We start from the raw sequence: 23,810 nt of genomic DNA on the forward strand, positions 1-23,810 counted from the left end.
GCTACTCAAAAACTACTAAATAAACTTAAAGTCAGATGCCGTAATGACGGTGCTGAGCGCTCCCGGCACTGTAGGAATAGAATTCAAAACTCCCAAATCAAAAGCTGGGAGACTGTCATCTGCCACATTCGGGTCAAAGCCGAGAACGTACTTGTTAAAAGTATTGTTCAGGTACACGAAGAAAGCTCCCGTTTTGCTAGAACCCTTTTGATTCTTCAACACTGCATTTACTGCTTGAGCGTTATCAAATTTAGATTCAAACAAAATGACTGATTGCTTGCTGATGTCGTCGCCGCTAGACCCGATATTCCTGACGATAAAACTGGTGAAATCGAGAGTAGTTCCTGAGTTGGTTAAACCTGCGAAATTTGACGACCTGAACAAAAATCTGTCGGTCTCGCTGCCGTTAGCGTTAAAGTCAGCAATCACGTCCACGCCTTCGCTGGGAGTTTCGTAGTAGAAGAAATCATTGCCAGCATCGCCCGTGAGCAAGTCAGAACCGACACCGCCACCCAAAATGTCATTGCCCGCACCGCCGGAAAGCGAGTCGTTGTCATCGCCGCCCAACACCAAGTCATTGCCGAAGGCGCCGCTGAGACAGTCGCTGCCGGCACCGCCGTCGAGAGTGTCGTCGCCCGCTTCGCCTAACAGGGAATCGGTGCCGGCCTCGCCCAACACGTAGTCATTGCCCGAACCTCCGAGTCCCGTGTCGGTGCCTTCTCCACCCAAAATCGTGTCATCGTTGTCGGCGCCGGATATGGAATCGTTATTGATACCGCCGTCGAGCAAGTTTCTGCCCAGTCCACCGTCGAGGATGTCGTCGCCGGCACCGCCGTCGAGGGAGTCGTCGCCAATGCCACCAAGTAAGGTGTCAATCCCAGTGCCACCAAGTATCGAGTCGTCGCCGGATTCTCCCAACATCGAGTCATTGCCTGTTCCGCCATCAATGCTGTCGTTGTTGTCACCGCCCAAGAGGTTGTCATTGTCATTGCCGCCGAACATCAGGTCGTTGCCCAGTCCGCCGATCAGCGAGTCTATGCCGTCTTCGCCGTCAACGGTGTCGTTGCCCAGTCCGCCGTCAACGGTGTCGTTGCCGATCGCACCCACCACCGAGTCGTTGCCTGCTTCACCGAATTCGACGTCGTTGCCGCCACTGCCATCCATGATGTCGTTGCCGTCGCCGCCAGATAGGGTATCGTCGCCGGCCCCGCCGAGGATGAAGTCGCTGAGGTTGCTGCCTGTAAAGCTGCTGGCCGGGAGTGCGCTGCGATCGACAATATTATCTACCACCGTGATGCTGAAGGATACCGGCCCAACAGTTGCAGACCCGTCGGAGGCGGTAAACGTGAAACTGTCACTGCCACCTGTCGCCAGCAAGTTGTATTTGACGATGTTGTTGTTGATATCGTCTTGGGTGAATTTGCCGCCGACGTTGAGAAAGGTGCTGCCCCTTTGGACAAAACCTCTGGTAGCGTCGGGGGCTTTGGTAATCGTGTAAACGATTTCCGACGGCGTGTTGTCGGGATCTGTCACTAACAAATCCGCAGCGGTGATTGTCTGGGTAGGATTACTTTTGGCAACCACCACACCGTCGTTAATTACTAGCTGCGGCGGGCTGCTGACGCGGATGGTTGCTACCGCCTGACTTGTGCCACCGTTACCGTCTGAGATCGAGTAGCTGAAGCTGTCAGTACCCGAGAAGCCCGAATTCGGGGTGTATTTGAATACGCCGCCGCCCACGGGAACCAGGTTCCCTTTGCTTGCTGGAGCAAAAGTCGTGACAGTCAGAGCGCTTTGTTCCGCGTCAGTGTCGTTCAGCAGAACGTTGAGAGTGAGTTCTTGACCCGCAACCGTGGTGAAGTTGTCGTTAACTGCTTTTGGAGGTTGGTTAAGGATGGGGGTGGGACTGCCTGTCGGCGTCGGACTGCCTGTCGGCGTCGGGAAATTCGGCGTCGGACTGGCTGTCGGTGTCGGGAACGTCGGCACCGGCTGGTCTGGCGTCGGACTGGTTGTCGGCGTCGGACTGGTTGTCGGCGTCGGACTGGTTGTCGGCGTCGGACTGGTTGTCGGTGTCGGACTGGTTGTCGGCGTCGGACTGGTTGTCGGCGTCGGACTGGTTGTCGGCGTCGGACTGTCTGGCGGCGTCGGTAGGGGAAGTGGAGTTGCGCTGCCGGGAACTGTGGGGGCAATTACAAATGAGCTTCGCCCTAGGGTTCTGCTGTCGACTCCGGGCAATACTGCTAAAAAGTCGCCACTGACGCCGTTGCGAATAATCGTGCTGCCGGCTTTGGTCTCGGTGCTTTGGAAGATTACCAAATCTTCAAACTTGAGGTCGCCACTTAACCCGATTAAATCTTCGCCTTGGCGAAAGTCTGTGAAAATGTCGGCATCGGCGATGTCGGGGCCGCCTGTGGTGAGAAAGGCCGCGTTAGTGCCGTCGCTGCTGCTGCCACTGGGGGAACTGAAGGCACCGATGACGAAGACATCTCTGCCTTCGCCTCCTGCCACTACGTCTTTGCCTGCTTCGCCCCAAAGAACGTCGTTGCCCGCGCCGCCGTCCACGATGTCATCACCGTCGCCGCCGAATACGATGTCGTCGCCGTCGCCGGAAAAAAATGTATCCCCGCCGGCGTTTCCGTAGAGCCAGTCGCCTCCTTCGTTGCCAAATACCAAGTCTTCACCATCGCCGCCGAAGAGCGAGTCGTTACCTTGGTCGCCCCACACGATGTCGTCGCCTCGATCGCCCAAAAAGCTATCGTCGCCAGAGCCTCCACGCAAGCTGTCGCTGCCTTTGCCGCCGTAAGCCGTGTCTCTGCCTTCGCCTCCGATTACCGTGTCGTTGCCGTCATTGCCGTAAAGCACGTCAGGGTTATTTCCGCCGTCGAGGGAGTCGTTGTCTTTGCCTCCGTACAGGGTATCGAGTCCTGAACCGCCATCGAGAACGTCGTTGCCTGGCGCGCCGAACAGCACGTCGTCATCGTCGGCCCCGAATATTAAATCGTCGCCGTCGGCTCCTTGCAGGTTGTCGTTGCCTTGCAGGCCGGAAATCACGTCGGGCCCGGGACTGGCAACTAAGGAGTCGTTGGTTGCTGTGCCGCGGAGCACGCCGCCGATGACTGCGGGCGACGTACCTGAGCCTCCGCCCAATGTGTCGTCTATGCCCCCAAATGTGTCGTCCCCGGAGGGAGTTGGAGTTGGAGTCGGAGTTGGAGTTGGAGTCGGTTCTGGTGTTGGCGTCGGTTCTGGTGTTGGCGTCGGTTCTGGTGTTGGCGTCGGTTCTGGTGTAGGTTCTGGTGTTGGTGTTGGTATACTTACTACTGGCACTGCACTTGGCATTATTTTGGCTCCTTTAAACGACGATCCCGATTAACTTTAAGAACTGATTAGTATCAGTTTGTTGCCACAAATCTGGCTTAAAATTGATTAATAATCCCGATCATTTCTAGCATACTAAATCAAAACTGCAACGGCTATGGATATTTTTTAAGCCGGGCATCTTTTGATCTCAAAATATTAATGATTGCACGTTTTGCTGCCTATGTTGGGTATACTTTAATATCGCCCCATTTCTATAGAACCTAGAAGTCTGGCTTCGAGTCAGCCCGGTGTATTTATCCAGAAGCCGAAAAAATAAAAATTTTCGCTGTCATAATTTTTTCTTTCCTCCTGCCGAATGCCGAATACATATGTGCCTCTTGCCTTCAAAAGCCCACGTTCTTATGCTGACTTCTGACAAGAAACAGAGCTGTTAATTAGGGGCAGAAGCGGCCCGGTTTGTTCTTGTCCACTGACGGATAGTTCGCTGTGGCAAAGGTAAAGCAGGGAACAGCGACTTAACAAATCTAGCAGAATTCGCCGCAGTCGCTGTTGGTCGGCAGTCGTTTCGTCTTCGGTTTCCCAGGGGCGCCCGAGTTGCGATCGCAAAAATAAGGGAGCACCAAACAATGTCGCCGCACCACCACTCAGCCACAGGGGCGAGCCGGCATCCAGCCAAAAGTGCCATTTGTGGGCGCGGCGGCTGCTGCGGTACTGAAAGATGTTGGCGAGGGTGACGGCTCTGGCTGCTGGGCCTTCTGGACGGACTGGAAAGGGGTTGGCGGTGACGGTTCCTTGGCGCAACAACTGGATGAACCGGGCGATCGTTTCTGAGTCGCCGCCGTTTGTTGGTTCTACGCGCTGCATTCGCCCGTTGATTTCCCAGTAGTGGCTGGCGGTTTCCATTAACTCGCGCAGGGCTGCTAGCCGATCGTAGGGGAGGTATCTGTCGTTCATGAGAAATTTCTGGATTGCTCGATCGAGCAGGGCAATTGGACTCGGCAACAGCCGCTCTTGCTGTTGCGACCGCTGTTGTTCGATCCACTCCACAATCTGATCGTAGGCCCCGGCTGCTCGGTGTCCCAGTCTGTCCCACCGGGGAAAGGCTGTAATTGGCAGCAATTGAGGTCGATCGATATCGGGACAAAAACAGTGATCGGCGATTAAACCTGCTCTCACTTGGTCGATCGATTGTTGATTTTGAATTTGAGATTTTAGATTGAACGTCGAGTTGGAATCTTCTGTTTCCAATGAACGGTGTTTCTGGCTGCCCAACACTACCAGCATTTCGGCGGCGCCGTCTCGATCGACTAAACGGCCGAGTCCCGGATAAACTAAGGCTAACAAAGTGAGTAAAGCTCGAATCTCTGGGGTAGTCGAGAGGGGACGCTGATCGTTGAGAGATACGGTGGCGATACCATCTCGCGCAAGAATTTCCGTTAAACTGTAACGGGCGATCGCATCCATCCCGGGGGCAATTACGGCGATTTCCTGCGGTTCCACGGCTTGTGACTGCACCGCATCCACGATGATTTCGGCGGTTTCTCGCAGCAGTTGAGCCCGGGAAGTGGTTTGGAGCGATCGAACTGATCCGGGCAAACTCAAGCCTAAAGGATAAAAACCCTCAGAATTAACTGCTAAACTTACCGCTAAATCTCCAATCTCTGGGGCTAAACCGGCTTTTGCGTCCAAATTTTCCACGCTTTGACAGCGGTCTTCGAGTCGGGCTAGGTATTCCGTGTCAGCCCCCAAGCCCAAACGTACTCCTCCATCCCGATTGTAGGAGAACGCCCCCGCTGCACCTTGGTCGAGCATTCGATCGAACAAATGGCGACTTATCGCCGGATAATCGTCAACATCGTCTGCGATCACAGCTTGGTATCTAGAGGCCAAATGCTGCTGGTAACTACTATCCGGCAACAAATAGCGCCAGTAGAGTTCGCAAACAATCCCGTAAGTCAGGAGCCCCCGCGTCAAGCACCATTCCCGCCACCTTTCCAGCAACTCTCCCATGCTAGTCCACAGGTTGGTCGAGCCGCCTGAGATAGCAAATCCCTGTTCCAGAATGCTGGGAATCTCTTCTCTGGGCGTACCGCTGACAGCAGCAAGTTGTAATAAGTCTAGTGTTCGACGCACCATTCGGTTTGGACTTACCCCTGTTTGTTGCAAAATGCCTTCGTCTAGTTCGCGACGCCAGAGTCTCGTGGCAAGTTCCAGTTCTGTTTCAGGTTGCAGTCGCAGGGGAAATTGAGCCCTCAAATCCAGCGACTGAACTAGCAGGGGCCAAAATAGCAATACCTCCTGCTCAAAAAAACCGAAGGGCGTTGTGGAGTGAAAGGTATATTTTCCTTCGGTAGCGACGGCGATGCGATCGGCCAATTCTAGCCGGTTGTCTCCGTTAGCTGCTAAGACTAAAATTGCTGGGGCAGTTTGTCCAGCCCGCCGCCGCCCGGAACTTGATCGCCCTGAAACTTTTGTGGGCAAGGGCTTGACAGTTTTGCTCCAAATGCAGAACTGCTCGACTAAACGAGTGGTTTTGCCACTTCGGGCAGATCCGACAATCCAAACTGAATCCTCGGTGGCAGTTCTCAATTTATGTAAATTTGTTACCATACCGTGAATACTTTAATCACTAATGTCTACAGCCAACTAACCAGCTTTAGCTATGAATACTTCTCCGTGGAACAGGATTGTAAAATATCTCTACAGCGTTCACCAATGGTATCGAGAAACCCCTGAGAGGGCGCTAGAACAGGCCTACGATGCTGCGTTAGCAATTAAGGCGATCGAAGACGAGCATTTTGGCGGTCAAAGAATTTCTGAGCGATCGGGAGATTACGGACACAGCACCCTGTCTTACTTTAAATCCGAACTGCAAAAATACCTCAAGGTCATCCAAACCAGAATGGTTGAGTTTAATGCTAGCCGTTCTTTTTTGGAACTGCCGGAGCGAGTGGGGGCAAAACCGAAAACGGGGCACAGCACGGATCATCACCCGCACGGATTACATCTCAACAATAAAGATAGAGCCTCCCTTATATTTGAGAAGCTAGAGTTTATTGATGGAGTCATCGACAAGTATATTAATAATAGTAGATCAACCGCAATTGTTCCGGTTGTCAGTTCAGTAAATGTGCAGGCAAAATCTACAACAAATAGCAGCTATCCACCTGACCAAAATAAAGGTTCAGCTAATTCTGTTAAAATTCACGATGGTGAGGTTGATACTAACTATGAAGAAGTAAATTTATTACCGCGCTCACTTTTGGGAACTTTGAATCGAATCACTAAAGATTTAGACCCGGGAGCTGAAAAAGAAGTAGTCAAGAATTTTCGCAATTCCAAAGTAAAAACTATTATTTCTCTCAGATTTATTTTGCTTTTGATTTTAGTTCCGCTGTTGACGAATCAAATCTCCAAAAACTTTCTAGTCGGACCGATAGTTGACCATTTTAGAGGCCAAGAAAATGCTCCACTTTTCATAAATGTTAACCTGGAAGAAGAAGCATTTCAAGAACTGGAGAGATTTGAGCAACACCTCAAATTTGAAAGGTTAATAGGCACTGCTCCGTCGCTTTCTTTAGAGGAAACGGAAAAGAAGATTGCCGAGAAAGCAGTTGAGCTAGCGGAGGAATACCGCGCTGAAAGTGGTGGAGCTATTAAAAATATTTTTTCTGATTTGATTTCCTGCATGGCCTTTGCCGCGATTATCGTCACTAACAAGAAAGAGATTGAGATTTTAAAGTCTTTCATGGATGATGTGATTTACGGGCTCAGCGACAGTGCTAAAGCTTTCGTAATTATTTTGTTTACGGATGTGTTTGTTGGATTCCACTCGCCTCATGGTTGGGAAGTAGTTCTCGAAGGTGTATCGAGGCATTTGGGACTGCCAGAAAATAGGCAGTTCATATTTTTGTTCATTGCAACGTTTCCAGTGATATTGGATACGGTATTTAAGTATTGGATATTCCGTTATTTAAACCGGAGTTCGCCTTCGGCTGTTGCTACTTACAAGAATATGAACGAATAATCAGAGGCGAAGGAAGAAGGAAGAAGGAAGAAGGAAGAAGGAAGAAGGAAGAAGAAGGAAGGAAGAAGGAAGAAGAAAGGAAGAAGGAAGAAGAAAGGAAGAAGGAAGAAGAAAGGAAGATGTAATAATAGCAAGGGTTTCAGGCATTAATAACGTCTTCAGTAGGGCGTATACTGCACACAGAGTGCCTTACTCATAGCCCATAAAACCATTTATTGTTTGCGTCAGGAGTGGTTTAATTAAGTTGATATACTTAAGCTGTTTGGCTTCTAAATTTTATTTTTGGGCGGGTTGTCGCGCGCACCCCACAAGAATTTTATCAAACTTGACAGTCATCAAGGCTCGGCTCAGGAAGCGTAAAATTTAGATGCGCCTAGGCCGCTCAAAAAAAAATGCGATCGCCCGCAGAATCTCTCGAAAGAAATCAAAAGCGCGATCGCATTCCCAGAAGCAATTACCAATGACCTAATTCCAACGCTTCTTGCGCTGTCGCTGGCTTGCCACCGCCTCCACCAGTCCCAGGCCGAGAAAATTACTCAGCAGCGACGCATTCCCGTAACTTAGGAAAGGCAGGGGAATGCCCGTAACTGGAGCCAAGCCAATGTTCATCCCAATATTTACGAACACCTGAAAAATCAACATTGACAGTACGCCGATCGCCAGCAAAGAACCAAAATTATCGTTAGCAGTTTGAGCGATCGTCACCAACCGGAAACAAATTATCCAGAACACCAACAACACGCCAATACAGCCAATAAAACCCAATTCTTCGCCAATAGCTGAAAAGATAAAGTCCGTATGCTGTTCGGGAATAAAGTTAAGCTGAGTTTGCGTTCCCTGAAACAAACCGCGGCCCTTCAATTCCCCAGCGCCAATAGCAATCCGAGATTGAATCAAGTGATATCCGCTACCTAAAGGGTCTTTCTCGGGGTTTAAAAACCCTGTCAGGCGCATTTTTTGATAATCCTTGAGCACATTCCAAAAAATATGTCCGAGGTGTCCAGAAACAACGTTCACCAACACAGTACCGAAAGTCCCCAACCAGGGCCAAGGCAGGGTTCGCCAAGCAATAATACCCGCAACAACTACCCAGGCTATCCAAATCGGTGTAGACAAGTTATTGAAGAGAACTGAGATGAGAGGAGAGAATAGCAATATTAGCCAGCCGGGATTGACATTTCCCCAGTAAAACATCCCCATTGTGATCGCGCCGAACACTAGGGAAGTACCTAAATTTGGTTCGGCAAAGATCAATCCCCAGGGTACAGCCATAATCGCCAGCATCCTCAACATATCCCGGACTGTGGGGACACTCTTCTCGTGCAGGAGAGCTGCTAAAGTGACAATCATGCCTACTTTGGCAAATTCTGAGGGTTGCAGGTAGAAGCCGCCGATGTTGATCCACCGCTGGGCACCGAGCCCTGTAGTACCGATAAAACGCACTGCGATCAGCGACAAATTGATTAATATGTAAATCGGCCATTTCCACTCAATCAGTATTTGGTAGCGACAGCGGGAAATGATGATGGCGAGGAACAAACCGACTCCCCCAGTTACCCAGTGCCGCCACCAGTTGATGAGTCCCTGGTTAATTTCGACGCTGTGGATCATGATTCCGCCGAAGATGGTGAGGCTGATGCAAGCGGCAAACAGCCAAGGGTCTGCTTCTTCCCAGGGTTTGAAGATGAATTTCCAGCGGTTTCTGAGTTGTATTCTCTGCAACATGAGGATTTTAGATTTTAGATTTTAGATTTTAGATTATCGAGCTGATTTTCGGAAGTTGTGGATATATTTCGGATGCAGAACCTGCACCGTACTGTAGAAGCTTGAGTGTGAGTACCTCACATTATTCGGGGAGTTGTAGCGAGGTTCCGGGCCGTCAGCAACGGGCTTGGATGCCCGCGCGCCAAAATCTCCATGTAGGGTGGGTCGGGCCACGCGCCTTACCACGATTTGGAACGACGCATCAAGGTTTGAGGTGACAGCGGGCGGTTCCCGATCACACAACAGCCTGATCGAAATCGGCAAGTCGGAGAATCGTCAGGCCGGTTCGTAAAGATACTCAAAACCGTTACCATCTGGATCTCGGCCGTAAAAAGATGCTGTACCGTCGCGGTGTTCGTGAACGTGGGTGACGGAAACACCATCGGCTTTGAGTTGTTCGTAGGCGGATTCCATTTCGGCGCGATCGTCAAATACAAACCCAAAATGCGGCCCTGCTTGGTCGTAACTCGGACTCAACAGCGCCAATCCGTCCTCTCCTGCTTTCAAATAAGCCCAGTCTGCATCTTTCCAGACTAACTCCATACCCAAGTTGCGGTAGAATTCAGCAGACTTCTCTATGTCTTGCACGCAGACGGCTACGTGTCCCAATCGTTTTAGTTTCATATCTACAAAGTTTATGGTTGTTCTTTCGTTTATTGTATCTATTTTCTGATTTTTTGCTCGATTAATTAGGTATTTTTTCTGTTTTTTTTGTTGCGGCTAACTGTACTTTTTCTACTTGTTTGCTAGCGTCCATTTCGCTGAACAGTTGAATGGCGCGCTCAAAATTTTCTTGACTTTTCTCGATGTTACCAAGTTTTTGTTCTGTTAGTGCTAGTTGATAGCAAGCTTCGGCTCGGTCTAATTTAGCGCTGGCTTGATCGAGTATTGCTATTGCTTCTGCATGGTGCTGTAGGGCTTGGTCAACTTTTCCCTGTTCTCGGTACAGCGCTGCTATACCGCTGAGAGCTTTGGCTTTGATGGTGCTGTACTGGTTTTGGTCGGCTTGGGCGATCGCTTGGCGGTACAAGCTCAAAGCTTTTTCTGTCTCTCCCAGGTTTTGATAGGTGGCGGCGAGAAAAACTAACTTGTATCCCGTACCCACCAAATGACTGTTTTCCCGATCGGCATAAAGTTTTTCGGCGAGCTCTTCCGCCTCTTTTTTTGCTCCGACACAGGAGTTGAGGAAAGCTAACCCGACATTGATCGAATAGCTATTAATCCCGATTTCGTCCCGCGAATTTTTCAGCTTGACAAATATCTCCATAGCTGATTCTAATTCGCCCATTTCTATTTGACAAAAACCTATATTAATTGCAGCGTTAACCTTCCAAAATTCCAGATTTGCTTGTTTGCCGTTTTCAGGTTCGCTGCTTTTCGCTATAATTTGCAAAGATTTAGTGGCTTTTATTTCTGATATTTGATGGCATTCTATAGCTTGATTTATTTCACCTAATATTCGGTAACAAATGCCTAAAAGACTGTATAAACCGCTCAAATAATAATCAGAAGTCACATTGTTGACGATACGAGTAGTGGCTGAAATTATTGGCTGCAAGAAACCTAATTTGTAGAGTGCTCTACCCAGCTTGTAATCTTTGGCAAACTGGATATTGATTTTTTTGAGGATGACGCTCGCGGCCTGCTCGAAACAGCTAATTGCCACATAATGATAGTAAGCTTCAAAAGCTTTCAGCGCATCTTCTACAGTCTCTATATTTTCAACACTCTCGCTCCAGAACTCGGCTGCTTTGCGGTTTGCAGTCTCCCAGTCTCCGGGCGAGAGCCGATCGACCGCTTCTTCGCGAATTGCTGGATGCAGCCAGTATTCCCCCTTCTGAGACTCCACTAGCGATCGGTGCAACAGCGATTTAATGATTTGTCGCCGTCCGGCTTCCGGCACGTCCCAGAGCAAACACAAAAGTCCGTCAGTAGGGACTGTCGGCACGTCTTGATACCGATAACAGCCCAAGCGACAGAGGAGTTGATAGGCTTCGGCATCGAGTTCGAGGAGGCGGTTGAATTGACTGGTAACTAAATTTTTTAAGTCTGTTTCAACGAGCGGATGTTCGCTGTTTTCCAGCCAGTAAGCCGCCATATCTCCGTCAAAATCTTCTCGGATCGTGCCGCAAATAATGCCCATTGCTTTGGCATTGCCGCCGTAAACTTTGTGCATTTCCTTGAGGGCGACATCATCTATATTGATGTTGCGGCAGCTAAAAAATTGCTGCCAAACTTCCACCTCTAATCCCGGAAGCAAGTAGTGTTCAACGGTTACGTCTGAATCGCAAAGCCGATCGCGACTGGTAATCAGCGTTACCGACTGCACCGCCGCGTCAGCCAAAACTCGCAACAGTTCCACGTAAAGCCGGTGCGGTTCAATAAACTTACCTTGTCCGTCGAGTGCGGCTTCCAAATTGTCAATCAATACGCCGACTTTGTGAGTCTGAAGCTGCCGCTTCAGCCGCCCCAGGGTGACGCCAAAGTCTGGCCCTGGTTCTTCCTGAAAGTCTTGCTTGAGCCATTCTTCGATCGCGCTTTCCAAGGCTGTGATGTTCTCTGTCTCTTTTGCCATCAACAGTTCAATGGTTCGATCGAACCCTTGAGATTTGAGATACTGTCGGGCCAAAGTTGTTTTGCCGATACCGCCGGCACTTTGGATGACAATCACTTTTGCACCTTGGGCGACAAGAGTATTGAGATCTTCGATCGCCCCGAAGCGGCCCAAAAAGTTCGGGTTTTCGATTTCCAACTCCGCATCAAGTCCGAGAGATACTTGGGCCGGAACAGTTTGTCCCGACTGCGGTTCAAGTTTCGAGTAGCTGCGCCAAAAGCGCTCTACAACCGCCTGAAGGTTGTCTCTTTTGACTTTTTCTCCATCTCCAAACAGCGCTGAAAGTCGCTTCCACAAATTAGAGGCAGCATCCTTAACAGTCCCTACTCCATACCCTTCACTATCTGCAACCTGTTGGTACGTCCTGCCTTGCACGCCTTGCCAAGCTTCGCGAAAGATCGCGCTGTCAAGGTTGTCGAGAGTTTTCAGGTTTCGAGCCACAAGTAACGAGTTGGTAAAATCCAGTGCACGATTGGCTTCCATTTAGTCACCAGGTTTAGCGTTACCCATCTGACACAACTTTAACAGACTTTTTCCGACTCGCTTACACCCTCAAACAGTGGACTTGTATAGACTTTTACCGACTGACACGGCCGAGGTTGGCCGGGGATACTGTTGAGTGTGGAGGGGAAGTTGACAGACAAGCTTCTAACTTACACACCCATCGAGTCGAGTTTATATTCAGGAGCAAGCCGCTATGTCTATTAACGATGTTGAAACAGCGATCGTAGATGAACAAATTCGCCCTCAAGAATGCGGCCGCGTTCGTTTCCAAAACAGTTGGTGGCCGGCGAAGTGCGATCGAGACATGACTTTTGAACCCGGTGAAGTGGTTCGCGTCGTGGGAATTGAAAATATTACTTTGATCGTTGCAGCGTCGTTTGAGATCAATTCTGAAAGTTAAGGCAAATCTACAATCGGGAGTAAGCAATGATAAACTTTGACAATTCCGAAAAAGCGATCGTGGATGAAGAAATTCGACCTAATGAGTCCGGTCGCGTTCGTTTCCACAACAGTTGGTGGCCTGCGAAGTGGGATATAGAGATGACTTTTGAGCCTGGTGACGTGGTGGGCGTAGTCGGAATTGACAATATTACTTTGATAGTGGAAGCCGCGTTATAAATCAATGGGTTAGGGAGTCGAGCTATAGGTTTATAGCATCCCAACGTTCAGGCCAACCTACAATCAGGAGAAAGTAATCATGACTGTCAGCCATTTGGAAAGAGCGATCGTTGAAGAAGAAATTAAACCAAATCAGTCCGGCAGTGTGCGATTTCAAAGCAGTTGGTGGCCTGCCAAATGCGATCGAGAAATAACTTTGCAACCCGGTGAAGTTGTTCGCGTCGTGAGACTTGACAACATTACTCTGATAGTTGAAGCGTAATTGGGAAACAATCTGTAGGTGGGGAGTTATCGGAGGGCAAAAGGCACTTATGCTGAATATAGAAGGCAGAATTTAAACCTCATAGAGCGATTATTGGGATGACCAACCTCACACTTTTATCTGAAAGCAGAAGCGCGAGGGTGGGCTATATAAAAATTAAGTAAAACCCATCTTTAGCAGAAATTTATCATGTCTAAGCTGTTCGGCATTTAAAAGACGATCGTAGGGTGCGGAGCGTACAGAGGTGTTTTCCTTGTCCAGTAAGTGTTCGCGTTTGACGCACCCTACAAGCCTCGTTAGTGGTTTAAATGCGTAACAGCTTATTATACCGCAAAAGGTGGCTCGGCAAAATTAAATTTCATACTGATTGTGATGTCGTTAAAGTCACCTTTAGCAACAGCACTGGGGGAATCTTCCAGGCCAAAACGATTAGTTCCTAGGGAAATAATATGGCTTGAGCGATCGAGATTAGCTTCCTTATAAGCAAAGTAAGTCGCTGACGAGTGCTGTTGCGAATCGAAAGTTGTCATATACGGCGCGTACAACTTGCCGCTATCCAACAGATAGGTTCCAGAATTACTCAGTTGACCTTGATTTAAAGCACTCGTCTCAAGCTCAATTTTCTTTGACGTAGACAGAACAACATTCGCGTAATTAGGGTTTTCTGCCGTCACAATTTCACCCGTTAACGGATCTTTAACATCACCTTTCTTGTTGAGGACTTCGTAAAGTCCAATCCGATGTGTAAAACCTGTAGGCTGGGGGCTTTTAGTTATGTCGATGTCTGCTTTTATTTTACGATCGACAATTGTGGAAGTATCCAGAACATTGCGCCCCTTAGTCTGGCGATTGCCAATCTGATCGTCAAAGCTCTCTACAGGCCCGTTTAAGGCCATCGTCCCTCCCGAACCGTCAGAAAACTGAAAAGACAGAGCATCGCCACTGGGCTGTGCAGAAAACTGAGGGTTTTGGAATGAGAACTCGATCGCAGGATTAGCATCAAAAATTGACCCGCCACCAATTTGATAGATAGCTAATTTGTCCGTGGTTTCAACAGGAATGTTTCGGGATGTATTACCAGCACTGGCAGAATTATTAGCAGTAGTATTGAATAAAACGATCGCTCGTTGCCGCACTGCTTCTAAGTATCCGCTATCGGTTGGCAGAAGACCATTCACCCGATTATTACTATCATCGATAGCAAAGACCCCATATTCAACAGGTTGATTGCTCGGTTTTCCAGCCGCGAACAAAAGATTAATCCCTACACCGGGCGTATTGGATTTGTTATTGACAGCTACAATCCCATTACTGGCATTTAAAGAGACAGATAGCTCAGGTGTATCTTTAAACAGACCAGTGAGAGTATCTACACCGTTTTTCTGACCCTGGTATACAAGCGTTAGCGGATCGCTTGGCGACGAGGTACGCACCGAATCAATCCTCACCTGAGAAACGGTTGTATCTGAGAGTCCATTCCCTTCCAAAAGCGGCGAAAACTTCGCAAAAAAATCTTTAGTGTACTGTGCCTCTAAGTGCTCAGTTAATGCTTTTCCATCAACATACTTCTCATAGAAAAAGTATTGGTTGGGTTGCAAAGGATCTTCATAGAGCTCAAAAGCTAGATTGTTGGATGTTTCGGCTTGTTTAGTTTGTTTTGTCAGGTCGTCTACCAGAGATATTATTTGATCGCGAGTCCCTGCCTGGGCTTTAAATTTGCCAATTAAAATTTTCTCACTGTTGATTTGACTGTCCGTTTCGACTATATCGATTGTAGGAGTATTAACTTCAGCTCCTATTGACTTTAGTCCCTCTTCAAATTGCTTGTAACTATCTGATTTTTGATACTGATCCAAGTCTGAATACTTGTTCCATTTTTCAATCAAGAGCAAATTTTGAGGATTGTTCGGATCTCGGTAAAAATCGGTCGAGTAATTACCCTGCTGTTGTTCAGTATTTTTATCGTAATTACTGACTAAACTTAGCAATTGCTGAGAATTAGCGGCTCCAGTATTAATACTCCATCGCTTGATGGGTGCTGGATCGAGAGGAATATTAAAGTTAACTGACTTACTGGGAGCATTGGGGGCAGGTGGCGAAAAAGGTGGATTTGGGGGCGGAGCAGGGATGGGCTGAGTATCTTCAGGAATGGCTGGGTTCCAACTGCCTCCCTGAGCTAAGTAATCTCCAGGGTTCCTGCTGAGCGCAACATGGTAGTCCGGGAATTGGGTGAAATAATTGGTGAATCTTTGCTGGTTCTCAATAAACTCTGGTGTACCAGGATTTTTATTATACAGTGAACCAATCCCAGCAGCTTCATTGGCACTATCAGCAAAGATGCCAATACCTTGTTTGGCAAAAAATTCTTCAATACCTCCCGGTGTCGCATTTTGATCCGTTCTCGACCAAATCGTTAGAAAAGTCAGAGGTTCTTTAGTAGGGCTTGCATTTCTGTAGTTGTGGGTGTATCCGGCAGGCAAAAAGCCAATTTGCCCAGGAGTCAGGTGTACATAGTAGTAGTCTTCAATTTTAGGAATACCATTTTGCCCAGGAATTTCGCCGATTTTATAAGGAGTTTTATTAGCAACGGGTAACCAAGCATCCATTTCCCCTTGCAATAAAATGAACCATTCTTCTTCAGCCCAGTGAGTGTGAGGAATCGGACCAGCATTGTAGGGGGTGACAGTCAGACCCATAGTGTAAGGTCGAGCCTGAGTTGAAGTTGAAATAGCAGTTAAATCAACGGGCAGACCCTGTTTAGTTTCGGGATTTAATGCTTGTACAGCAGCGTTGCTGATGCTGGTAGTTAAAAATTGCTGCGCTTCACCAGCAGGAAAAGAATCCCACTGATTTGAACCAGGGCTAGTTTCCTGTTGCAATCCTGTATAAAATGATAATTTTGCCCCGTTAGGATCGCCACTAGGTTCTGTTAAAACATTCGTAGCAGAGAAGTTTTTGGGAATTGGCAATCCAATATTTTTAGGCCATTGGAATTGAGGAGCTTGATTGTAGGGTGCGTTGGGGTTATACCTGTCGTCTTTCGAGAAACTAGGCCAGCTAAATCCTGGGGGTAATTTGTCAGTAGTGGTGCTGGTATTCTGAGTATTGTCCTCAGTGTGGTCGTGACCAGCGTGGCTAGCTGTCCGAGTGTCATCTTGTTCGATTTCTAACATGATTGCTTAATTTCCAAAAAATTTTGCGTCTGTTCCAATATCGCGGTATGATGCGTCGCTTTTGTGGTAACTGCAATTCGCCAAAATTATCGCAGCGACGCACCCTACTTTATTGGGTGGAAATCCCTGTCATAAAAACAGCACTGTCAACTGTTAACTGTCAACTGTTCGCTACTAATCCGATCGCATTTGAGCGACTATCTCATTCAACACCCCAAAACAACCAGCTACTTTATTGAAGCCAGCATAGACACACATAAACAGCAGTAATTCTTCAATCTCCTCATAAGTAGCTCCCTGCTTGAGAGCCATAGAGACGTGAGCTCCAAAGGGGTTCCCAGGGCCAACTTGATCCTGATTCACTACATCTACAGCAATAGTAATCAGAGCCTTTGTTTTTTGATCGATGTGTGGCAATCCCCAGGCTTCTCCAGCCACTCTGGTCACAAAATCACCAAATTTAGGGTTAATGTTCTTCAGTCCTTCTTGCAGCGCTAAATCATCCAAAACGGCATTTTTGTAATTTTCCATGAGGCTTTACCTTGCTAACTAAACTTTACTACGCAGTCATCTCTAAGTAATCTATCCAATGCCCTAAGACTAGGGTTGAATATTCTGCAAAAGTTCCCTCCTATTTATTTAGGCAACTCATGAGCAACACTGTTAGTGGTATAAACTCTAACAAGCAGAGAACCCTTAAGAATTTCTGAAAATTTGGCCAGCAGGGGCTGAACGTAAGGCTGCTTTAAATGCTCCCTTAAAGCTGTGCGGTCTTTCCACTCTTCGTAGTAGATGAAAGAATTTTTTGCTGTTGGTTGCTCATAAAATCCGTAGCTGATACAGCCGGGTTCAGCTCGCGTAGGAGCGAGAGCAGCAGTTGCTAATTTAAGAAATTGCTCGCGCTGTTCGGGTTTGATTTCAAATCGATTGGCTACAACTAATGGCAGAGTGACATTACTATCCTGTTGCCTGTTTGATGGAACCTGGCTCAAGCCAGAAGTGCTGAATATTGTTGTGCAAACAAAAGCGGCAAAAAAGAGCAAAAGAACCTTACTGATGCCTCGGAAGCTTTTAAAAAAATATGCTTTTAGCATTTCTTGCATCTGTATTTCAGGGTGGCGGAGCTAATAACTTGAGTAGTGAGCTGGTACAACCCACCTGAGATGCCTCTGACAGAGGCTTTAGATTTTAGCAAAGCTGCTTGCTAAAATCTAAAATCTTTTCTACTAAGACGATTAAACGTTTTCGACTTCGATAGAATCGTAATCATCAACGGCAATTACACCTTGAATAAATCCGGTTTTTTCCAAGGTTTCAAGTATCATTTCCTGAGCGCCCACGACGTAAATATCGACATCAACTCCCATTTTTTGTTTGGCGAAGATCAGGACTCGCAGACCCGCACTCGCCATATAGTCTAACTCTTGGAGCATCAGCACTAAATGTTTTGGCTTGGTGACAGCCGCTTTCTCAATCTCTTCCTTGAATATCTGTGCAGAACTTGCGTCTAATTCGCCAGTCAGTGTAATTTTTGCAGCATGGCCTGATGATTCTAGAGTTGCAGTGAAAGCCATAATTTTTTGTCCTTTTGAAGATGTTTGTGAGTGGGATTAAGTTGATGATGAGATTACTTGCCGACTAAGATGACGATCGAGCGATCGCCCAGCAGAATACCGTGCTGGTTTTCTAATTTGGGTTCCGTTCCCGGTTCCCAAATATCCTCTGGAGAGGCGCAGCCAGTGTTAGTAGAAATGTGCCACCGCAACTGTTCCGGTAAGCCGGGAATTTCAAACCATTGCGCCTCCCAGTGCATATTGATTGCTACGTAAATGTAGTTATCTTCAACACTTCCGGCTTTAGCGTGTTGGCCGCAAAGCATGAAGGCTATAGTGCGACAACTAGGCGACCAATCTGCATTCCAAGCTTGGGTGCCGTGCCAAGTGATATCTGCATAGCCGCTGCCCACATAGTCCCGGTTCTGGAAGTGATATTTATTTCTCAGTACGGGGTGAGCGTTGCGGAAGGCAATGCTGTTTTTGACGAAGCGAAATAGACTGGCGTTGGTTTTTAATAAATCCCAATCCAGCCAATTGAGTTCATTGTCGTGGCAGTAGGTATTGTTGTTGCCATTTTGACTGCGGCCGACTTCATCACCCATGAGGATCATCGGCACGCCTTGGCTGACCATCAGCATCGCGATCGCATTTCGCATTTGGCGCGATCGCAAAGCATTAATCCCCGAATCGTCCGTCCATCCTTCTGCGCCGCAATTCCAACTGTCATTATCATTGCAGCCGTCGTTATTATTTTCCCCGTTAGCTTCATTATGTTTGTCGTTATAAGACACCATATCAGCTAAGGTAAAACCGTCGTGGGCCGTAATGAAATTAATTGAAGTAGCGGGGCCGCGGCCTTGATGAGCGTAGAGATTGGGTGAACCTTGCAAGCATTGTGCCGCATCTCCGACCGTGCCATCTCCTTTCAAAAACTTGCGAATATTGTCGCGGTATTTGCCATTCCACTCCGCCCAACGTCCGTAAGCAGGGAAGGAACCAACCTGATACAAACCACCCGCATCCCAAGCTTCAGCAATGAGTTTGCACTTCGCTAAAATTGGGTCAAATGCCAGTGTTTCCAGCAATGGCGGATTAGATAGCGGATAGCCCCAAGCATCGCGACCTAAAATAGCTGCTAAGTCAAATCTGAAGCCGTCAATGTGATATTCACTCGCCCAGTAGCGCAAGCAATCCAACACAATATTGCGGACGATCGGGTTATTACAATTGAGCGTATTGCCGCAACCGCTGAAGTTAAAGTAATAACCTTCCGGGGTTAACATATAGTATGTTTTATTGTCCAGCCCCCGGAATGAGATTGTCGGGCCGCGTTGGTCTCCTTCTGCTGTGTGGTTAAAGACGACATCTAAAATGACTTCAAGACCATTTTTGTGCAGTTCTTTGACGAGTGCTTTGACCTCATCCACCTGCATTCCTAGTTTGCCAGTTGCCGCATAGCCAGCCTTGGGCGCAAAGAAACCAACGGTACTGTATCCCCAATAATTTACCAGCAATTCCCCCGTGATCGGGCTGGGGCGAGAATGTTCAAATTCGTCAAACTCATAAATTGGCATGAGTTCGATCGCATTGACTCCCAACTCTTTAAAGTAGGAAATTTTTTCGCGGATAGCTGCAAAAGTTCCCGGATGTTTCACGCCGGAGGAAGGATGGCGGGTAAAACTGCGGACGTGCATTTCATAGATAACTTGATCCTCCGGCGGAATTTCCAGAGGTCGGTCATTTTCCCAATCAAAGTCGTCAAAACTAATGCGCGATCGATGTTGATAAATATCATTCCAATCCGGCGTTACGCCCCAAACATCTCGACCGCCAATAATTTTGGCATAGGGATCTAGGAGAATTTTGTTTTTGTCAAAGTAATGACCTTCTTGGGGATTGAAAGGCCCGTCCATTCGGTAGCCGTATTCGATATTTTCGTAATCGATCTCGAATACAGTCATGGTAAAGACATTGCCAATTCGGAACTCATCGGGAAATGGAATTTCCGCGATCGGTTCTTTAGCGTGTCTTTTAAATAGCACTAGCGTGCAGGATGTGGCATAGCTGGAAAATACCGAGAAATTAACTCCTCCGGGCACTAGACTTGCTCCGAAAGGCATCGGGCGACCTACACGCAGTTTAAAATCGCCGTGTTTGTGAGTGGGGTGAATGTCTATTCGTTCCATTACCTGTCCTACTAATTGAAAATCCTGAACAGCGATCGAACTTTACAAAAACCAAAGATTGACTTAATTTGATGAAGTTTTAGGCTGACTTCAGCGCCACTATTCCTGAATCTAACGTGTCGCAAGTTGTAAAAAAGCTGAGAAATCCCGTTACGTCCATTGTATCTTTAATTTCCTCAGCAACCCCCACCAATACAAGTTTGCCTTCTTTAGCCGATACCTGCCGATAAAGTGACAGCAGCATCCGTAAGCCAGCACTAGACATATAGGGGACTAGAGTCATATCTAAGAGAATTTTACTCCCCGGTTCTGCCAGCGTCAGCACCTTTTCTTGAACTCCTAGTGCGGTACTAGCATCGACATCTCCCTCCAACTTTACCACTGTTATTTCTGCTGTTTTACTAATGGCAATGTCCACGCTCAACCTCTTTGTAAATAAATTAGAATTGGGAGCTTCTTCCCAGGGATTAAGAAAACGATTATCCTGAGAGAAAGAGGAAGCAGCCTATACTTGTTAAGTATAAAACTAGCAATTCAGGCTGCATTCATTCTCACTTTAGGTAACAAACTGCTGACTATACCGGGACAATCTGCACTTTGACTTTCACCCGCTCTTTGGTATCCGGCAACTGAACGGTTAAGTTATCTGCGTCGAAGTTGGTGTAGGGTTGTCCGTCGATTTCACAAGCACCGATTTTGATACTACCGGGGGGCAAAATATCAGGTGAAACTCGCAGGATATTGTCTTTGAATCCTCCCGGCATTGGCTTGAAGTAGAAATCCATCGGCTGCTTAGTAATCAGCAGGTTGGTGTAAACCGCAGAGAGATAGCACAGTTCGGTGGAGTGATAGCCAGACATGGAGTGAGAGCCTTTGAATCGCTCATTTCCCAGCAAGTACGGCAGTCCGTTGGCTAAAGTATTGAAGTAAACAGCACCGTCGTCATGATCCAGGAAGAAAGCACTGTAGAAGGCCGCGGCTTCGCGAGCATGGCGCAAGTATTCTGGGTTTTGAGTGAGGCCGTTGAGGATTAAGTAAGCTAAAATTGCTTGTTCTTGCTGCCACCAAGCTTTGCGATCGTGCCAGACAAAGCTGTGCTGTTCTTCACCGGGTTGGCGCATCCGTTCAACTACATCGTACCAGCCGCCGCGTTGGCGATCGCTTCCCACATCGGGCATGAGATACGCAATCTTTTCAGCCAATTCTTTGTAATTATCTTTGGCTTTAAGCGATTGCATCCGCATCAAATTCCACGCAATCTTCAGGTTGTGACCGACAACAGCCCGGTCTTGCTGCCAGCCCCAGATTTTGTCATGAGTCCAATCTTCATTGAACTTTTCCTGAACAAACGGGCTGGTTTCGTACTCAGGGAAATACTTGGCGATCGTGTCAAAAGTGTCCTCTAAAAAGTCGGCGTATTTCTGGTCGCCTGTTGCCAGATACAGGTTAATTAAATATGCAGGTGCGTGGTCGCCGACTGAGTTCCAATTTTTGCGAGCGCGGTTGTGACCTAGGGACTCGGCGCGGGCATCGAGGGTAAGGGCATCTATGTGGGAGAAATAACCGCCTTGTTCTTTATCTATGAAGAACTTGTCAAACAAATCGACGGTCATTTCGGCATCTTTAAGGATGCGCGGGTCGCCAGTAATTCGGTAAGTTTGAATCGGGCCGGCAAGAGCGTAAATTTGTTCGTAAGCGGGGATGCAATCGTAGTCGTCGCTAAACTCAGAAGTGAGCAGTTTTTGTTCCCGCTGTCCTTTGACCCGTACCCCGTGATACCAGTAAATCAGGTTTTCATCGGGGTCGTAAAATCTCATGTGATCGCGCAGGTATTCAGTACCTTTTTCAGCGGCTTCTAAAAAGCGGTCTTCGCCTGTCATTAAAAAAGCTGAAGCAAACCCATAAACCAAGCGGGAAACGGTGTCAGTTTCTTGCAAGTAGTCATCTTGCTTTTTGCTCCCGGACAGATTCAGCATCGTCCGATATTCCTTATAGTCAATTGGCTGGTTGGGGTAGCCAAATTGCCATTTCAGGTAGCAGTCAGCGATCGATCGGACTTGCTTAATCCACCAGTCCGGTTCTTCGTGGCGATAGTTTTCGGGTGCTTCGCCGGCAAAAACTAAAGATTTGGCTTCAAATTTGTGTCCTTCGCCTTGAGGGTAGAAGACGCCGTAAGCGAAGACGTGCTGGCCTGGGTGCAGCAGTTCTGCAAACCGTTCGGTGGCGCTTAGGTAAGGTTCTTCTAAGTTTTGGGTAATGCGGCCGTAAGTAGTTGGTGTCAGGTACGCAGTATATTCGCGACCGTCTGATGTCTTGATGCCGAAGCTTTTGTCGCTGCGGTTGAAGTTGGTAACATATCCTCCGATCATGTCGGAGAATGAAAAATTCATCCGTTCCATTCTCTTTCCTCTGCTAATTGATTAGAATTTTTCGGTCTACTCGTCTGTGTTTTTTACTTGTTCTCGATTTCTTTGACAAAAACTTCCATGAATTGGTTGACTACTCCTGGATGCTTCCCGGTAATCAAGTTGCCATCTACTACTAAGTCAACGGTGACTTCATTTTCTTCGTCGTAGACAACTTCTGCGCCGGCATTTTCTACATCACAGATGATGTTGTGAGCGCAGGTCACTTTCCGCCCTTTCAGTAAGTCTGAGTCGGCGCAGAACAGCCACAAACTGTGACAGATTGTGCCGAGCTTTAGGCTTTCTGAGTGCATGGATTTTCTGAGAAATTCTACCGCCGGCGCTTGGTTTTTTTGACCTTTCTTGACTTTCGCCTGATATCTCAGGCGATCGGTAGCATAAGCCCCAATTGCAATGATGCCTTTGTAGGCAGACGGATTGATCTCATTGACTTCTGTGGTGACAGTCACATGATATTCAACTTTATCATTCTCTGGGTTTGATCCAAAAGTTAATTGTTGATTTCCCCACAAGTGAGAAATGTACTCGACTTCGTAACCGTGTTTCGGAAAAAACTCATTGAATTCCCGATATTCAGTAGGATCAAAATGTTCTTCAATCAGAACACCAATTTTGCCTTTACTTTCAGTTGCCATACCCTACAAAATCCTTGCGATTGTAAACTGTTTTAGGTTGATGATTGCCTTCTGAGATAGATGCCCCTGACGGAATTCCTACCTCTCGCCACCAGACAATAGGAGGTATTTAGGCCTTGATTAGCTTTAAAAGTGAATCAGGGGCAAAAACATCTCGGTAGAAAGTCAATTGTTCGGTTTTGAGGTAGCAGGCTCCTCGGTGGCCGCGCCGCACCCAAGTGACATTGCCTTTGGCGAGGGTTTCGTTAGTTTCGTCGTCCACACACTTCCATTCAAAGTAAGTGTGTTCGCCAAAAAACATCACAATCGGCCAGCACATTGTCACCCCTGGCTGTGCAATTAAAGCCCACCAGTGTTTCTCGCGTTCTTTTTGTTTGTCTAAACCGCGATAGGGGCCGTCTTGGCATAAGTAAACCAAATCTTCGCGATATTCACCTGTTAAGATGTCACCCCGGCATTGTCTTAATGCCTCGCAGTGAGTCGGCCACCATTCCTGATTTTCTTTTTCGATTTGTTCGAGAGTATAATCCGACCCCATTTCGGGCAACTTTTCTTCCTTCATTGCCACAATTTTCTCGGCTAACTCAATCATTGTTTGCTTAAGTTCGTCCGAAACCAATCCAGGTTTTGAATAGTCGGCTGTCAAGCCTTTATAGTAGTTGATTCGAGTCATTAGTAACTCCTTAGTGGTGAATAAAGAACTCATACTTTCAGTAGAACTGAAAAC

At 47.5% G+C, this 23,810-nt stretch carries 18 protein-coding genes; 4 read left to right on the forward strand and 14 right to left on the reverse strand.

The window, feature by feature from the left end; genetic code table 11:
* Positions 1-15: 15 nt before the first annotated feature.
* Positions 16-3,336 (reverse strand): calcium-binding protein, encoded by a 3,321-nt coding sequence (locus D0A34_14410; GenBank protein UNU19910.1) that lies wholly within the window; start codon positions 3,334-3,336, stop codon positions 16-18.
* A gap of 381 nt (positions 3,337-3,717) precedes the next feature.
* The gene (locus tag D0A34_14415) at positions 3,718-5,928 is read right to left on the reverse strand and encodes a recombinase family protein (protein UNU19911.1); all 2,211 of its coding nucleotides are present in this window, start codon (positions 5,926-5,928) and stop codon (positions 3,718-3,720) included.
* Positions 5,929-5,980: 52 nt separating this feature from the next.
* Between D0A34_14415 and pxcA the strand changes: the two genes are divergently transcribed.
* Complete coding sequence (gene pxcA, locus D0A34_14420; protein UNU19912.1) at positions 5,981-7,345, forward strand: proton extrusion protein PcxA; 1,365 nt, start codon at positions 5,981-5,983, stop codon at positions 7,343-7,345.
* A gap of 465 nt (positions 7,346-7,810) precedes the next feature.
* On the opposite strand, the gene rodA is transcribed toward pxcA, so the two are convergent.
* The 3 genes from rodA to D0A34_14435 all read right to left on the reverse strand — a co-directional run bounded on the left by rodA (position 7,811) and on the right by D0A34_14435 (position 12,206).
* The gene (rodA, locus tag D0A34_14425; protein UNU19913.1) at positions 7,811-9,070 is read right to left on the reverse strand and encodes a rod shape-determining protein RodA; all 1,260 of its coding nucleotides are present in this window, start codon (positions 9,068-9,070) and stop codon (positions 7,811-7,813) included.
* Between the two features lie 315 nt (positions 9,071-9,385).
* A complete protein-coding gene (locus D0A34_14430) occupies positions 9,386-9,733 on the reverse strand; it encodes a VOC family protein (GenBank protein ID UNU19914.1) in 348 nt (115 codons plus the stop codon).
* 61 nt (positions 9,734-9,794) lie between these two features.
* On the reverse strand, positions 9,795-12,206 hold the full coding sequence (locus tag D0A34_14435) for a tetratricopeptide repeat protein (protein UNU19915.1): 2,412 nt from the start codon (positions 12,204-12,206) through the stop codon (positions 9,795-9,797).
* A gap of 214 nt (positions 12,207-12,420) precedes the next feature.
* On the opposite strand from D0A34_14435, the gene D0A34_14440 reads away from it, so the two are divergent.
* From D0A34_14440 to D0A34_14450, 3 genes are all read left to right on the forward strand, one after another.
* Positions 12,421-12,627 carry a hypothetical protein gene (locus tag D0A34_14440; protein UNU19916.1) on the forward strand — a complete coding sequence of 69 codons (207 nt, stop codon included), beginning with the start codon at positions 12,421-12,423 and terminating at the stop codon, positions 12,625-12,627.
* A 26-nt stretch (positions 12,628-12,653) separates the two neighbouring features.
* Positions 12,654-12,845 (forward strand): hypothetical protein, encoded by a 192-nt coding sequence (locus tag D0A34_14445; GenBank protein ID UNU19917.1) that lies wholly within the window; start codon positions 12,654-12,656, stop codon positions 12,843-12,845.
* A gap of 79 nt (positions 12,846-12,924) precedes the next feature.
* A complete protein-coding gene (locus D0A34_14450) occupies positions 12,925-13,107 on the forward strand; it encodes a hypothetical protein (GenBank protein UNU19918.1) in 183 nt (60 codons plus the stop codon).
* A gap of 323 nt (positions 13,108-13,430) precedes the next feature.
* On the opposite strand, the gene D0A34_14455 is transcribed toward D0A34_14450, so the two are convergent.
* The 9 genes from D0A34_14455 to D0A34_14495 form a co-directional block, all read right to left on the reverse strand.
* Positions 13,431-16,280: a hypothetical protein gene (locus D0A34_14455; GenBank protein ID UNU19919.1), complete on the reverse strand. Its 2,850-nt coding sequence runs from the start codon at positions 16,278-16,280 to the stop codon at positions 13,431-13,433.
* A gap of 174 nt (positions 16,281-16,454) precedes the next feature.
* Positions 16,455-16,811 carry a carboxymuconolactone decarboxylase family protein gene (locus D0A34_14460; protein UNU19920.1) on the reverse strand — a complete coding sequence of 119 codons (357 nt, stop codon included), beginning with the start codon at positions 16,809-16,811 and terminating at the stop codon, positions 16,455-16,457.
* A 104-nt stretch (positions 16,812-16,915) separates the two neighbouring features.
* The gene (locus tag D0A34_14465; GenBank protein ID UNU22299.1) at positions 16,916-17,374 is read right to left on the reverse strand and encodes an antibiotic biosynthesis monooxygenase; all 459 of its coding nucleotides are present in this window, start codon (positions 17,372-17,374) and stop codon (positions 16,916-16,918) included.
* Positions 17,375-17,515: 141 nt separating this feature from the next.
* On the reverse strand, positions 17,516-17,854 hold the full coding sequence (locus tag D0A34_14470) for an STAS domain-containing protein (GenBank protein ID UNU19921.1): 339 nt from the start codon (positions 17,852-17,854) through the stop codon (positions 17,516-17,518).
* A 53-nt stretch (positions 17,855-17,907) separates the two neighbouring features.
* Positions 17,908-20,022 (reverse strand): glycogen debranching enzyme GlgX, encoded by a 2,115-nt coding sequence (glgX, locus tag D0A34_14475; protein ID UNU19922.1) that lies wholly within the window; start codon positions 20,020-20,022, stop codon positions 17,908-17,910.
* A gap of 79 nt (positions 20,023-20,101) precedes the next feature.
* The gene (locus D0A34_14480; GenBank protein ID UNU19923.1) at positions 20,102-20,440 is read right to left on the reverse strand and encodes an anti-sigma factor antagonist; all 339 of its coding nucleotides are present in this window, start codon (positions 20,438-20,440) and stop codon (positions 20,102-20,104) included.
* A 157-nt stretch (positions 20,441-20,597) separates the two neighbouring features.
* Positions 20,598-22,421: an N-acyl-D-glucosamine 2-epimerase gene (locus D0A34_14485; protein UNU19924.1), complete on the reverse strand. Its 1,824-nt coding sequence runs from the start codon at positions 22,419-22,421 to the stop codon at positions 20,598-20,600.
* 53 nt (positions 22,422-22,474) lie between these two features.
* The gene (locus D0A34_14490; GenBank protein ID UNU19925.1) at positions 22,475-23,083 is read right to left on the reverse strand and encodes a thiamine biosynthesis protein ThiJ; all 609 of its coding nucleotides are present in this window, start codon (positions 23,081-23,083) and stop codon (positions 22,475-22,477) included.
* Between the two features lie 109 nt (positions 23,084-23,192).
* A complete protein-coding gene (locus D0A34_14495; protein UNU19926.1) occupies positions 23,193-23,789 on the reverse strand; it encodes a hypothetical protein in 597 nt (198 codons plus the stop codon).
* Positions 23,790-23,810 lie beyond the last annotated feature (21 nt).

The sequence above is a fragment of the Microcoleus vaginatus PCC 9802 genome (assembly GCA_022701275.1).
Taxonomy (GTDB): domain Bacteria; phylum Cyanobacteriota; class Cyanobacteriia; order Cyanobacteriales; family Microcoleaceae; genus Microcoleus; species Microcoleus vaginatus_A.